This is a genomic window from Chryseobacterium endophyticum, assembly GCF_056333165.1.
The window spans coordinates 425,729-440,318 of the sequence record NZ_JBWGXE010000002.1 but is presented as its reverse complement, the minus strand read 5'-3'; the positions used below and the strand labels follow the sequence as shown (position 1 = coordinate 440,318).

Here is a 14,590-nt window from a genome sequence, read left to right as displayed (position 1 = left end):
CTGTAAAGATTTTTTTATAATGATTTTTCAATTTTAAACTTTTCAAAATCTGAATATAGATATTCCGGGCATGCGCCAGGCTGCGAAGTAATAAAAGCTCCCATAGCCACTGCCTGTTTCAGGTTTTTTTCAGGATCTTCGTCGTTAATTCTCCCGGCTATAAAGCCTGACAAAAAGGCGTCTCCGCTTCCCACTGTATCAGCAATCGTAATAGGGAGCGCAGGTGAGGAATATTTGTCATTACCCAAGAAATAGCTGGCTCCTTCACCCCCTTTCGTTAAAACAACTTCTTTGATATCATATTCATTTTGAATACATTTCAAAGCTTCATCAGCAGTATGACTTTCAAAGCCTGAAAAACCAGCGATATGTTTAAGCTCGGAAGTATTGACCTTTACAATATCAGCCTGATGAAGAAGGGTTTTTATAAAATCTGTATCAATAAACGGAGCTCTCAGATTGACGTCGAATATTTTAAGTCTTGCAATTTTCAAAAGCTGAAGCAGCGTTTCCCTCGATTTTTCATTTCTTGAAGAAAGACTTCCGAATACGAATGCTTCTGCATTAGAAACGAGATCCTTATGTTCCGGAAGGAATTCGATATAATCCCAGGCCACGTGATTGATAATGTCATACGTAGCTTCATTGTGCTCATCGATTCTGGCGATTACCGTACTGGTAGGATGGTCGTAATCCCACTGCAGAAATTCGGTTGATAGGTTCCAGTCGCTTATTTTTTTTCTCAGGGCATCGCCAAGATCATCATTTCCCGTTCTGCTGAGCATTACCGCATTGATACCCATTTTATGAACATGGTAGGCAACGTTAAAAGGTGCACCGCCAGCCCTGGATCCTGAAGGGAAAATATCCCAGAGTACTTCTCCGAAACACGTTACATAGGGTTTAGTATTCATTTTAAATTGTCATGATATTATCGTACCGAATTCCGTTTGATAAACTTTGCCGGAAAAGTAACTCTTTTTCCGTGCGGTACATATTCGTTGATCTGGCTGTCAAGGAGTTTTACAGATTCCCTGGCCATATCATAAAGGGGTTGCTGAACAAAGCTTACCTCGGTAGGAAAAAGGTAATAGGCTTCCGTTTCGTCAAAAGCTACCAGAGAAACATTTTCGGGAACTTTAACGTTATTGTCGATCAGATAACGGAGCCCTGCGATGCCTAATTTATTGCTTGAAAAATAGATCGCTGTTTTTTTGGTAAGATCCAGATTGATTTTCAGTTTCTGATGCACTTCTTCCGTAATATGATGAATGTCGGTTAAAATTTTTTTCACCCTGATATCAGATTTCTCGCTGCTTTTGAAAAAACCACTTTCGCGATCCAACAGGTGCGGCAATTCTGTATCATATCCTACATAGATCAATTCATCAAAATTTTTGCCGAGCAGGTAATCACAGATTTGTTCAGAAACTTCGGCATTATTGATCATTACGCCCGGAAGATCAATATTCTTAAGGTATCGGTCAATCGTTACAATGGGATATTCTTCCCTGATCAGCCGCTGAATTGCATCGTCGGAATCTACAACAGGCGCCACGATCATGCCGTCAACCTGCTGTTCGGAAAACAGCTCTGTCAGCTTTTTGAATTTCTCAGGATTTTCATCGCAGCTGCCGATCAGAAGCGTATATCCTAGCTTCATCGCTTCATCTTCAATACTGCGTGCAATATTAGAATAAAAGTCATTGGAAATGTCAGCCACAATAAGGCCAATTAGCTTGCTTTTGCTCATTTTAAGGCTTTTCGCAATTTTATTCGGGGTGTAGTTGATTTCCTGTGCGACTTCCAGAATTTTCTTTTTGGTGGCTTCACTGATTCTGCTTCCCTCTTTCTGATTGAGAACATACGAAACTGTTGCCACAGAAACTTCTGCTATTCTTGCAATATCTTTTATAGAAGCTCTTTTCATTATGGTTTGCTTTATCGCAAAATTATTCTTTAATGCTGCAAAAAAACAAGAGCATTATTTTTTGGACATTCGAAAAATAATTGTAGTTTCGCGATTTTTTAAATTAAAATATTTAAAGATGCAAACGATTAGTTTATAGAAGGTTATATATTAAACTTGATATTCTTTAAATTCTTTACCTTAAAAAATTAATACTTTTAAAAGATGTTTCAGTTAAACGTTTATCTTTCTTAAGATAGTTAAAATTTATTTTAAATCCAAAAACCTTGAGAATTATCCTATCATATCTGAAATTATTGTGATTTTTAGTCATGAATCTCTCTCGACTATGTTTTGCCCTTTTCTTCATAATTCCTTACATTAGCTTTACAAATTATTAAATATGATAGACAAGATAAACATTAGGGTTTATGCATGTGTGGTGAAAGATAAAAAAGTTCTGACTTTATATGAAGAGTATGCCGGCGAGCCTTTAATGAAATTTCCCGGCGGTGGACTGGAATTTGGCGAAGGCGTATTGGATTGTTTACACCGTGAATTTGATGAAGAGCTGAACGTAAAGATCGAAATTGTAGAACATTTTTATACTCAGGAAAACTTTCTCGTATCGCGTTTCAGGGAAAATGAGCAGTTAATAACCATTTATTATATCGTCAATATCATGAATGAAGAAGACTTTCTGATCCTCGACCCGTGTATAGAAAAAACGGAATGGCTAGATATCAACAGAGCCGACAATCCTTTTGTTCTTCCCATTGACAAAATTGTTTTTGATAAATTAAAAGAAAAATTCCTGTAAGAAAAGACTTACAGGAATTTTAATTATGATGATTTATTATTTGTAAATTTTGAAATTGTTTGCCCCCGGATAAGGCTGCAGGTAGCCTGAATTCCAGTTTGACTGAAGGAGCGACTCAAGGTATTGATCGGTAGTTTTTGTATGCGGATCATACTTGTCTTTGAGATCAATATCTGCCATTTTTCCTTTTAGATTCCACCAGAATGCGCTCCACCCGCCCCTTAATTCTTTGATTATTTCATATACGTTTTTTCCGGTGGCCCTGTTCATGAGTTTAGCGAAGATCTGCCCTTCTGTGGTGGTAAGATCCCGAAGTTGCTTCTCATACTGGTCAGCCAGCATATTCTGGCGGTCTTTTATATATTTTCTTTTGGCTTTGCTGTCAAGATTGGTCATTTCTGCCTGGATGTCTCTGTATTGTTGTAAAGCTGTTAAAAATAAAGGATAAACCCGGTATAGTTTTTTATTTAAAAAATAATAATAATTCCTGTCTAGCTGATTATTGAATTTAGGTTTATTAAGCAAAATCAATTCATCCATAACAACCACCGTCTCCCCGTTTATTTCATAGATCTTCGCCTTCTGCCTTTCATCATAAAAATATTTATTTCCGAATTCGTCCACCTTTAAAAGTTCCTGAGGGTATTGGCTGAGAGGTTTAGCGATAACAGAATCTTTCTGACCAAAAACACTCACTCCGAAAAAGAAAAGATAAAGACAAATAATCTTGCTAAATTTCATTATTTTTACACCTATTATAAAGCAATTTAAACGCAAAAATCATTCCTTTTTATGAAATTTGATAAGAAATCTTTGAAATTTTTAGAAAAATATTTAAATACTTCTTCACCAACCGGTTATGAGCATGAAGGGCAGAAAATCTGGATGGATTATATAAAACCTTATGTAGACAAAATTGAGATCGATCATTACGGGACATGCTACGGGATCATCAATCCTGAAGCTGAATTCAAGGTGGTGATTGAGGCTCATGCTGATGAAATTTCATGGTATGTGAATTACATTACCGATGACGGATTGATTTATGTGATTCGGAACGGAGGTTCAGATCAGACCATTGCGCCTTCCAAAGTCGTGCATATCCATGGCGAAAACGGAATTGTGAAAGGTGTTTTCGGATGGCCGGCCATTCATACAAGAACCAACCAGAACGAACCGACCCCAAAAATCGAGAATATTTTCATCGACTGCGGTGCAACTTCAAAGAAAGAGGTGGAAGAAATGGGAATTTACGTGGGCTGCATGATCACATACCGCGATGAATTTTTCGAGATGAATGACCGTTATTTTGTCTGCAGAGCCTTAGACAACAGAATCGGCGGATTTATGATTGCAGAAGTGGCGCGTCTTTTAAAGGAAAATAAAAAACTTCTTCCCTTTGGGCTGTATATTACAAATTCTGTTCAGGAAGAAGTCGGATTGTACGGTGCGGATATGATTGCAGATACCATCAAGCCTAATATCGCCATCGTAACAGATGTAACCCACGATACCTCTACTCCGATGATCGAGAAGAAAAAAGAAGGTGATCAGAAATGCGGGGATGGACCGGTTGTGTTTTTTGCTCCAAGTGTTCACCATACCATCAGAGAATTGATTATTGAGACAGCCAAGACCTCAAAAATCCCTTTCCAAAGAGCTGCCGCGAGCAGAATGACCGGCACCGATACCGATGCTTTCGCGCATTCTAACGGAGGTGTTCCCAGTGCATTGATCTCACTTCCATTGCGTTACATGCATACTACGGTTGAAATGGTTTCTAAAGAAGATGTAGGAAACGTAATCAGACTGATCTATGAAACTCTTCTTAAAATCCAGCCGGAAATGAAGCTAAAATATCACTAGGATGAACCGTTTCTTTAATCATCTGGTCAGAAAACCGACATTTGTATCCGTCATGACGGCATTATATTTTGCTTATATCGTTTTTCTTGTTGTATATAAATGGTTCGGCCTATAAAATGATTCTGGAAATGTTAATGATTAGCGGTATAGTCCCTCTATGGCTTTTTGTTTTTGACAGATTTCTGGTATTAAAGTTCAGTAATATTAAACTGAGTATAATTGAAGCTTCGATTTTCGCGGGCTTCTTGCTGTACATTTTGATCCAATGATGGATTGTTATAAAGAAAATAAACTATAAATATTAAAATGAAAACCAAGCTTATTGCTCCTTCCCTTTTAGCTGCAGATTTTGGAAACCTGCAAAGAGATATCGAAATGATAAATAATTCACAGGCAGACTGGTTTCATGTGGATGTAATGGATGGCAGGTTTGTTCCTAATATCTCATTTGGCTTCCCTGTGATGAAGACTGTTCAGCAGCACGCCAAAAAATTTGTTGACGTACATCTTATGATTGTGGAACCCGAAAAATATGTCGACGAGTTTATCAATCTGGGGGCTGATCTTGTTTCCGTGCACTACGAAGCCTGTACTCACCTGCACAGGACCATTCATCATATCCAGAGCCTTGGCGCAAAAGCCGGCGTAGTTCTGAATCCTTCCACACCGGTACTGATGCTTGAGGATATTATTGCAGATGTTGATCTGGTATTGCTTATGAGTGTAAATCCCGGTTTTGGCGGACAAAAATTTATTGAGAATACCTACAAGAAAATTGCAGAAACAAAAGATCTCATTTTGAGTAACAATTCTACGGCACTTATTGAAATTGACGGAGGTGTAAATGTAGATAATGCGGCCAGGCTTTTTGAAGCCGGAGCAGATGTCCTGGTGGCGGGAAATGCTGTCTTTTCGGCAGAAAACCCGGAGAGAACTATAGAGCTTTTAAAGATCTAGTTTTAGAACAATAAAATATGACAAAAAGGCAGCCATAAACGGCTGCCTTTTCTTTTTCACGAAATTAGTCTTAATGGTTATTAGCTTAGACTTATTATGCTTAGATTTTTCTTATTGTTTTAACACTGTAAAATTGCAAAAAAATGTGGCATTGTACATCCGTATAAATACGGAATTTACCACTAGGTATAAATACGGAGTATTAAGTATTAACGGGAGTTAGCAGGTGATTTACAGTTACTTATTTCAGAGCAAAAAAAATCCGGAGAAAATAACTTCTCCGGACGTGTATTGTTGATGAATTTCTTGTTAGAAAATTTCTCTTCCTGAAAAATGGAATGAAGCTTCGATAAGTGCGTTCTCATCAGAATCAGAACCGTGAACGGCATTTTCTCCGATGCTTCTTGCAAACATTTTTCTGATGGTACCTTCTGCTGCTTCAGCTGGGTTGGTAGCTCCTATTAAAGTTCTGAAATCTTCAACAGCATTGTCTTTTTCAAGAACAGCAGCCACGATCGGTCCTGAACTCATAAACTCAACCAATTCTCCGTAAAATGGTCTTTCAGCATGTACTTCGTAGAATTTTTTAGCATCAGCCACAGTAAGCTGAGTTAATTTTAATGCTTTGATTTTGAAACCTCCTTCTGCGATTTTACCTAATATAGCACCAATATGCCCATCTGCAACGGCGTCTGGCTTAATCATGGTGAATGTAATGTTAGACATATATGTATATTTTTTTAATGCCGCAAAAATACAAAAAAAATCTGTTAGTTTAATTTTAAACAAATTTTAACATAAATATAACATTTGTTAAGAAATCATGAATAAAAGTTTGGCACAATAATTGTTTATTATATTCCGATTCTCATGTTTAATTTGAGTTTTCATGGTTATTAGTTTTTACCCAGCTTAGGCTGGGTTTTTTATTGATGCATGTTTCAGAGGATTGTTATCATGAAATTGCCGTAACAAAATGTAAGGTAAATGGAATCAGTAAGTTATTGCTTCATTTTAAATCAATGAAGGTTGAAATGAATTATTTTTAACTAAATGATGAATTATTTTTGAACAGATTCTTCGGCCTCTTCCATGAGCTTTATATAGGTCGAATATCTGGAGTGCTGAATCTCTCCTGTTTCCAGACCGGCAATAACGGCACACTTCGGTTCATTAATGTGAAGGCAGTTATGGAATTTGCATTCTTCTCTCTTTTTGAAGATTTCCGGGAAGTAATGCTGTACTTCTTCTTTTTGGATGTCGATCATGGCAAATTCGCGCACACCCGGTGTATCAATCACATTACCCCCAAAATCCCAAAAATACATCTGGGCAAATGTGGTGGTATGTTTTCCTTTAAGATGCGTGTCCGAAATTTCTGAAGTTTTAAGATTTAAACCAGGCTGTAAAGCGTTCACAAGTGTAGATTTGCCACAACCCGAATGTCCGAAAAAAACTGAAGTTTCATCTTTAAGCATCTCTTTAAGCTCATTCAGGTTTAATCCGGAATAGGAAGAAATTTCACGGGATCTGTAACCAATCTCACTGTACAGAAATTCGATGTCTCTTACTATTTCGATTTCTTCTTCAGTGAGAACATCAATTTTGTTAAATAAAATAAGAGGTGTTATATTGTAGGCTTCACAGCACGCCAGAAAGCGGTCTAAAAAGCCCAGAGAGGTCTCGGGGTGTTTTAAGGTAAAAATAAAACAGGCAAGATCAATATTGGAAGCTATGATATGAGCTTCTTTTGAAAGGTTTACGGACTTTCTGATCAGGTAATTTCTTCTCGGTTCAATCTTTGTGATCCAGGCAATATCATCCTGTTCAAGTTGAAATTCAACGAAATCACCCACTGCAAGAGGATTGGTAAGTCTTGTTTTAATCAGCTTAAATTTGCCCCGGATTCTGGCTTCAAAGATTTTTCCGGTTTCTTCTTCCAAAACCTGATACCAGCTTCCCGTAGATTTAACGATTTTTCCTTTCATATAGTAACTTGGTGCAAATATAATAAATTAGGCTTAGAATTCAGGATTTAAGCGATATGCGAGATTACATATCCATTATCTGAATTCTAAGCCCTCAATAGGTTTATGATCCGATGGTTACCGGTCGATCATGATGTTATTCTGCACCTCGATGGATTCTTCGTGGATGGCTTTGAATATTTTTTCAATAAATTCTTTAGACATACCGGTTTCCACGGCTTTCTGTGTAGCGTATTCAGTAATTACTTTCCAGCGTTCTGGCTGAAATATGGCAATGTCATTTTCTTTTTTAAGCTTCCCGATTTTCTCCGAAATCTTCATTCTTTGTGACAGCAATTCAATAAGCTGAAAGTCAATATCGGAAATCAGGGTCCGGTGTCTTCCCATATCTCCTTCAAAACCTGCAAGATCTGTACTTCTCACTTTAAGATTACCGATAAGATCTGACAGGACTTCCGGGGGAATCTGCTGTGAGGCATCACTCCATGCTTCATCAGGATTTGAGTGGGTTTCGATGATGGCTCCCTGGTAACCAACATTCAGTGCTTCCTGGGTGATATCTGCCAAACCAGTCCTGTTTCCGCAGATGTGTGAAGGATCGATAAGCATGGGAATATTAGGGAACTGACTTTTAAAATCGAGGGCGATCTGCCAGTTCGGATTGTTTCTGTATTTTGTTTTCTGGTACGTGGAAAATCCCCTGTGAATGACACCCAGATTTTTTATTCCCTGGCCTAAAAGCCGTTCCAAAGCACCAATCCATAAAGCCAGGTCCGGATTTACAGGATTTTTTACAAGTACTGTTTTTTCTGTCCCTCTGAGCGCCATAGCAATTTCCTGAACGGTAAAAGGGTTTACGGTAGAACGAGCGCCGATCCAGAGAATATCCACATCCGCTTCAAGGGCAGCAAACACATGATGCGCATTGGCCACTTCGGTAGCCGTTTTAAATCCGTATTCTTCCTTTACTTTTTTCAGCCAGTTTAAACCGATCACTCCTACCCCTTCAAATCCGTTTGGTTTGGTGCGGGGCTTCCAGATCCCGGCACGGAATATCGGTACATTGGCATTGGTTTCTCTTATTCTTCTGGCGGTCTCCAGCATCTGTGATTCGCTTTCTGCGCTACATGGTCCTGCGATCATTAGGGGCTGCGAAAAAGCGTTGATCCAGTCGTTCTGTAATTCTTTTAAGTTCATTATTCTTAATTATTTTCTTAATTGTTAATAGATATCAATAGCAGTAGCATTATAAAATTACTTTATAATTCTTTCAAAAAAATGCCGTTAAAATTTTTTATTAATGGAATCAGGGAATAAATACGAAAGTTCCCTTTATTTTTTGGAAAGAAATTCAGTTAGCAATACCAATAATAAAATCGGTAACTTCTTTCTGAACTTCTGAAATAAGCTGAAGAAAAACCAAAATAACCGCTAAAATATTTAGCAGTTTTAAAAACAGATATAAATGGTTTTAATGAAATATCCACTGATGATCGTTTATTCTTAAGCTTTCTTTTCTAATTTGCCATTGTTGAAAAATGATTTTCTCTGCAAATATTCAGCAAATATATAAAATTTATTTAAATGTGGCATCTGCAATTGTTAAAATCTCTTTTATTGAATTTTTTCTTAGGTAAGATCGAATCTCATGAGATCGTCAAGGTCTTTTAACAACGGGTTTTTCTGGACAAATTTTTCAAAGATTTTTCTTTTTGTCATGACTTCGATCTTCAGGTTTTCGACGTCACGTTTGTACAAGATCTCAATGGAGAAATTATGGACTTTGGTTTTGAAATGATTGAAAAATTCGCGGCTCACCTTATCGAATTCCACTTTGGCAGAGTCTGACGGGAAAAGAACCGTAATCTGGTTTTCTCCGGATTTCACCAATTTGAATGATTTGATGGCATTGAAGACAAATGTATCTTTCTTCTGGAGTTGCTTCAGCAGTAAATTCCATTCTGCCTGCAGATCGGTTTCCGTAAAATGATTTTGCGGGAGGTTATCCGTTTTTACGACAACGTTTTCCTCTTCTTCGGGCTTATTATCATCTTTATTTAAAAAAGCATTAATACTAAATCCGGAAGAAATGATCTGTCGGGTTAACGGTTTTGTCGTCTTTTTAATTTCGGCTTCCTGTGGTTTGATCGGCTCTTCCGTTTTGGGCTGGCTGATTATCTCCACTTTCCGTTCTTCCGTTTTTACGGGCGTCCTGATTTCCTGCTTTTCACTGAGGAAAGGAGCTAATATTATAAACTTTTTTTTTTAGATATATCGGAGTTAGCGGTAATGGAAGCTAACTGCATCAATGCAATTTCTACCGTAAGTCTCGGATTTTTAGAATTTTTGTAGTTGATATCTGCATGGTTACAGATTTCTATAGCATCGATCAGCTGTTGTGCATTCCAGGTCTGGGCCTGCTGCACAAACTTGGATTTTGTCTGCTCACCTACTTCAATAAGATCGATTGTAGAAGCGTTCTGAGCCATCATAAGATCTCTGAAATGATTTCCAAGACCGGCTATAAAAATATGCGGATCAAACCCCTTTTTTACAATTTCATTAAATGCAGAAAGTACCTCTGGAATTTTATTTTCTTTAGCAAGGTCTACTATTTTCAGATATTGATCATAGTCCAGAATATTCAATACTTCAGCAGCTTTTGCCAAAGTAATATTCTTCTGTGAAAAGGTGGAAAGTCTGTCAAAAATAGATAAAGCATCCCGTAAGGCACCGTCTGCTTTTTGAGCAATGAGATAAAGAGCATCGTCTTCGTACTGAATATTCTCTTTTTGAGCGATGCTTCTCAGATGTTCCTGAATGTCTTCGATCGTAATTCTTTTAAAATCGTAGATCTGACAACGTGACAGGATGGTGGGAATGATCTTATGCTTTTCTGTGGTGGCCAGTATGAAAATGGCATGTGCAGGAGGTTCTTCCAATGTCTTAAGGAAAGCGTTGAAAGCTGCCGAAGACAGCATGTGAACCTCATCGATGATATAGACTTTATATTTGCCGACCTGTGGGGCGAAACGCACCTGATCTATCAGTTCGCGAATATCATCTACCGAATTGTTTGAGGCAGCATCGAGCTCATAGATATTGTATGCAAAACCGTCTTCTGAAACAGAGCCGTCCTTTTCGTTGATTTTTCTGGCCAGAATTCTTGCGCAGGTAGTTTTACCTACGCCTCTCGGTCCGCAAAACAATAAAGCCTGAGCAAGCTGATTTTCTTCAATCGCATGTTCTAAAGTATCCGTAATGTGCGATTGCCCGACAACAGTGTCAAATTGTTGTGGACGATACTTTCGTGCAGATACGATAAAATTTTCCATTGGCCAAAAATAAGAAATATAGTTGTAATTTGAAAATTTTCAATTTCAAGTTATCCACAAAACTTATCCTGGTCAATAGGAAAATTTTTTCTCATCATTTTATTTTTCAGAATATGCAAAATCAATGATTTCACTAATCGCTTTTTCGATTTCGTTTCTTCCTTCATCAGATTTCAGGTCGATTCCACAAAACAGGCTTGCGTTGTGCGCAGTATAGAGATTAAGGTAATAAGCTCCTGATACTAAAATAGCAGCAATCGCACGGTATCTCGTGGATTTTTCTTTGAAGTGAGGGTCTACAATATTTTTAAAAAGTAATTCTCCCATTTCTTCTCTTTCATCAGCGATCTTTTTAAGAAGCGGTTTGCTTTCTGAAAGCCCCCAAAGAATAATCTTCTGAAGTTCTTTATTTTTTTTGATTTGCTCGTACTGAGTAAGAATCGCCATTTTGGAAAGTTCTTTTCCGCCATCCGAAATATCTACTTCAATATTATCCTGATTCATTTTGCTCCAATAATCCTGAGTTCTGATGTATTCATCAATCAGCTTGTCAGTATTTCCAAAATACTCATAAATCAGTTTTTTGTCGAAGCCTGCTACGGCTGCTATCTTGCTCACTTTCAGACCGGCGTAGCCTTTTGTTCTTAAAATTTTCCCTACTGCTCCCAGCAGTTTTTGTTTAGTTTTTTCTTTATCCCTAATAGGGCCTTGTACAACTTTTCTAGCCATTTGTAATTATTTTTTTGCAATATGCAACTTTTTATTGATATCCTCAAATGCATTGAGTGTTTTATCGAGGTGTTCCCGCTCATGTGTGGCGGTCATACTCATCCTTATCCGCGCATCTTTTCTAGCAACCGCAGGATAAATAATGGGATTGGTATAGATGCCATGATCCAAAAGCATCTTTCCTACGTCTCCCGTGATGTGAGGATCGCCTATTTTCACAGGGATAACAGCGGAACATGTCGTACCTGTATTCAGTCCCAGATCATCAAGTCCTTTTTTGAAATAATTGATGTTTTCCCAAAGTTTTGTGCGCCAATGCGGTTCTTCATCGATTAACTCTATTGCCTTTACAATTCCCGTCGCTATGGCGGGAGGTGTTGTGGCGGAAAATATTTGCTGGCGGGACTGAAATCTTACGAAATTTGCCAGTGTTTCATTCGCAATAACATATCCCCCGAGGTTACCGAATGTTTTACTGAATGTCCCTGTGATAATATCAATTTTATCAAGTAGTCCAGTATTTTCGATGGTTCCCCTTCCTGTTTTTCCTAAAATCCCTACGCCATGCACGTCATCAACCATTAGATAAGCGCCGTATTTTTTTACTAATTTATAAATTTCTTCGATAGGTGCGGTATCTCCGTCCTGAGAATATACACCGTCTATAACTACGAGCTTTGTACGGAACTGGTTTTGAGAAAGTTTTAAAATCTGTTCCAATGCTTCCAGGTTATTGTGAGGGAATGTTTTCCGGTTGGTCAGGATACATCCTTCATAGACACTTGCGTGTACGGCCATATCAATAATCGCAATATCTTCTTTTTGGAGCAATATCTGCAAAGTTGCGCTGTTTGCCGTGTAACCTGTGGTAAATATTGCCACTTCATCTTTGGATCTCCCGAAGAATGACGATATTTTTTCTTCCAGATGAGTATGGTACGAGTAATAGCCTCCTATGAGTGGCGTAGCTGCTGTTCCGGTTCCGTATTTCTCAATCCCTTCTATAGCGGCCTGCTTTACTTTAGGATGCTGTGTAAATCCTAAATAATCACTTGTAACAAAACTGACAAATTCTTTTGTTGTATTTTCTGTTCCCACGTTCATTACAGAGCTGCATCCTGTTTTGTTCTGCAATCTGTACCTGTGGCCATTTTTTTTCATATATTCTAAAAAGTCATAGTATATATCTGCTCTCTCCATCATGTCAAGTCCCGGAACGTTTTCAAAATCTTTGAATGTTGCCGTCGAAAAATTAATGTTCATCCTTTTAATGTTTAATTGTTATTATAACAAATATAAGTTTTATTTAAAACAAAATCAATTTTTCATTAAAAAAAATGTAATGCATGAAATATTTTTTATTAAAAACTCATAATTGGATTATTTATTCATAATAATTCCAACTAAACAGGATGAAAAATATAAATTAAATATTAATTGAATAACTTTACATTTTGTTAAAAATCAAAGTTTTATAAATTTAAAATCTGTTTATTTTCATTAAACGCGCTCACCGAATTTTTCACTTTTAATTTTTCAAGAATATTCTGCCGGTGCCGGTTTACCGTATTAATGCTGATTGACAGTTGTTCTGCAATTTCTTTGCTTGTGTATCCTTCCCCAACGTATTTCAGGACTTCCATTTCACGACTGGAAAGAATATTATCGTAGTTCAGTTTGTCTTCTATAATGATTTCACCTTTTACGGAATTAACGATTAAAAATGCTGACGGTGACCGTTTCGACTGGTCCAGATCGATATTGTATAGACAAAGAGCGAATCTAAGCTTCCTATTATAAGGAGAAAAGAAATAAAACATCCTGTGTTTTACAAACCGGTATATTTCGTCTTTGTCTTTTATTTTTATTCTCGAAAGAACACTGAATTCCGGGCGTTTGTCTGGGGAAAGAGATTCTAAGAGTTTGAAAAATCTCATTTCATGGACATATTTTTTGAGTTTGTCGTCAGGATGGATTTTTTTTAATATTTCTTCTTCCCAGATAGAATCAATAACGGTCGGATAACGGCTGAAATTTAACCCAAGCTCTGAAGCCGTTCCGGACGTGAAGATATAGCTTCTGTCCAGCTGCATATCACTCAGCACAGCGATTGAATTTTCGGTTTTCACATAGGCATCTGCAATGCTTTTGTACACCTCAACATCCATGAGGCATATCTGATCTTCTTTCGTTTGATTTTGGAGAAGGGTTTCGTTAAGAGTCTTTACAATTTTCATAAAATGGTTATTTTTCAGTATTGTACCGAGTACCATTAAATAATACTTTTGCTAAAATAATAATATTTACGCGTAGAGTTTTGAAATGAAGAGAATATTTTTAAGTTTTTGTGCGTTGTGCATGATCAATAAAAGCCTGGCACAGACGTTAGAAAAAATGACATGGTTTAATGAACCATCAAAATGGGAAATCAAAAACAATACTTTGAGCATGTTCGTAACGCCCCAGAGTGATTACTGGCGCATTTCACATTATGGTTTTACGGTGGATGATGCGCCCTTTCTGTATTCGACATACGGTGGAGAGTTTGAAGCGAAAGTGAAAATAAAAGGAAGCTATAAAGCGAGATTCGACCAGATGGGTCTTATGCTGAGAATCGATAAGGAAAATTACATCAAAGCAGGAATTGAATTTGTCGACGGAAAATATAATCTCAGTACAGTGGTCACGCATACAACCAGCGACTGGAGCGTGATAACACTGGATAAAACACCTTCCGATATCTGGATAAAAGCAGTAAGAAGGCTTGACGCGGTAGAAATATTCTACTCTTTTGATGATAAGAACTATACCATGATGCGTAATGCCCATCTTCAGGATAATTCTCCTGTGATGGTGGGCCTTATGGCAGCCTGTCCGGACGGCGAAGGATTTAATGCAACGTTTGAAAATTTCAGTGTAAAACATTTACCTGATGAGCGCCGTCTGAAATGGCTGAAAGAAAACCAATAGATTGAATTAAAATTTC

General features: G+C 37.5%; 15 protein-coding genes. 4 read left to right on the top strand and 11 right to left on the bottom strand.

All coding sequences use genetic code 11. From position 1 onward, the window contains the following. Positions 1–14: 14 nt before the first annotated feature. Positions 15–914, bottom strand: a complete 900-nt coding sequence (locus AC0N32_RS06365) for a carbohydrate kinase family protein (RefSeq protein ID WP_476393022.1) — start codon at positions 912–914, stop codon at positions 15–17. A 17-nt stretch (positions 915–931) separates the two neighbouring features. Beyond that, positions 932–1,930, bottom strand: a complete 999-nt coding sequence (locus AC0N32_RS06360) for a LacI family DNA-binding transcriptional regulator (RefSeq protein ID WP_476393021.1) — start codon at positions 1,928–1,930, stop codon at positions 932–934. A gap of 382 nt (positions 1,931–2,312) precedes the next feature. On the opposite strand from AC0N32_RS06360, the gene AC0N32_RS06355 reads away from it, so the two are divergent. Beyond that, complete coding sequence (locus tag AC0N32_RS06355) at positions 2,313–2,729, top strand: NUDIX domain-containing protein (RefSeq protein ID WP_476393020.1); 417 nt, start codon at positions 2,313–2,315, stop codon at positions 2,727–2,729. Positions 2,730–2,765: 36 nt separating this feature from the next. On the opposite strand, the gene AC0N32_RS06350 is transcribed toward AC0N32_RS06355, so the two are convergent. Continuing rightward, positions 2,766–3,470, bottom strand: coding sequence for a DUF4294 domain-containing protein (locus tag AC0N32_RS06350; protein WP_476393019.1), 705 nt, complete (start codon positions 3,468–3,470; stop codon positions 2,766–2,768). A gap of 51 nt (positions 3,471–3,521) precedes the next feature. On the opposite strand from AC0N32_RS06350, the gene chrP reads away from it, so the two are divergent. Together chrP and rpe are read left to right on the top strand one after the other, a co-directional pair. Next, the gene (chrP, locus tag AC0N32_RS06345; protein WP_476393018.1) at positions 3,522–4,595 is read left to right on the top strand and encodes a chryseobasin maturation metalloprotease ChrP; all 1,074 of its coding nucleotides are present in this window, start codon (positions 3,522–3,524) and stop codon (positions 4,593–4,595) included. Between the two features lie 306 nt (positions 4,596–4,901). Beyond that, positions 4,902–5,552 (top strand): ribulose-phosphate 3-epimerase, encoded by a 651-nt coding sequence (gene rpe, locus AC0N32_RS06340; RefSeq protein WP_476393017.1) that lies wholly within the window; start codon positions 4,902–4,904, stop codon positions 5,550–5,552. Between the two features lie 309 nt (positions 5,553–5,861). Here the strand turns inward: rpe and AC0N32_RS06335 are convergent, their stop codons facing one another. The 8 genes from AC0N32_RS06335 to AC0N32_RS06300 form a co-directional block, all read right to left on the bottom strand. Continuing rightward, entirely contained in the window at positions 5,862–6,278 is a 417-nt protein-coding gene (locus AC0N32_RS06335; RefSeq protein WP_476393016.1) for a nucleoside-diphosphate kinase, read from the bottom strand. 335 nt (positions 6,279–6,613) lie between these two features. Then, positions 6,614–7,540, bottom strand: a complete 927-nt coding sequence (rsgA, locus tag AC0N32_RS06330; RefSeq protein ID WP_476393015.1) for a ribosome small subunit-dependent GTPase A — start codon at positions 7,538–7,540, stop codon at positions 6,614–6,616. 117 nt (positions 7,541–7,657) lie between these two features. Further along, positions 7,658–8,737 carry a chorismate mutase gene (locus AC0N32_RS06325; RefSeq protein WP_476393014.1) on the bottom strand — a complete coding sequence of 360 codons (1,080 nt, stop codon included), beginning with the start codon at positions 8,735–8,737 and terminating at the stop codon, positions 7,658–7,660. A 432-nt stretch (positions 8,738–9,169) separates the two neighbouring features. Further along, a complete protein-coding gene (locus tag AC0N32_RS06320) occupies positions 9,170–9,724 on the bottom strand; it encodes a hypothetical protein (protein ID WP_476393013.1) in 555 nt (184 codons plus the stop codon). Positions 9,725–9,789: 65 nt separating this feature from the next. Next, on the bottom strand, positions 9,790–10,875 hold the full coding sequence (dnaX, locus tag AC0N32_RS06315; RefSeq protein ID WP_476393012.1) for a DNA polymerase III subunit gamma/tau: 1,086 nt from the start codon (positions 10,873–10,875) through the stop codon (positions 9,790–9,792). A 99-nt stretch (positions 10,876–10,974) separates the two neighbouring features. Beyond that, a complete protein-coding gene (locus AC0N32_RS06310) occupies positions 10,975–11,604 on the bottom strand; it encodes a TetR/AcrR family transcriptional regulator (protein WP_476393011.1) in 630 nt (209 codons plus the stop codon). Between the two features lie 6 nt (positions 11,605–11,610). After that, positions 11,611–12,867, bottom strand: a complete 1,257-nt coding sequence (locus AC0N32_RS06305; protein ID WP_476393010.1) for an aminotransferase class I/II-fold pyridoxal phosphate-dependent enzyme — start codon at positions 12,865–12,867, stop codon at positions 11,611–11,613. Positions 12,868–13,076: 209 nt separating this feature from the next. Beyond that, a complete protein-coding gene (locus AC0N32_RS06300; RefSeq protein WP_476393009.1) occupies positions 13,077–13,841 on the bottom strand; it encodes a response regulator transcription factor in 765 nt (254 codons plus the stop codon). Between the two features lie 85 nt (positions 13,842–13,926). On the opposite strand from AC0N32_RS06300, the gene AC0N32_RS06295 reads away from it, so the two are divergent. Continuing rightward, a complete protein-coding gene (locus AC0N32_RS06295) occupies positions 13,927–14,574 on the top strand; it encodes a DUF1349 domain-containing protein (RefSeq protein ID WP_476393008.1) in 648 nt (215 codons plus the stop codon). Positions 14,575–14,590: the final 16 nt, after the last annotated feature.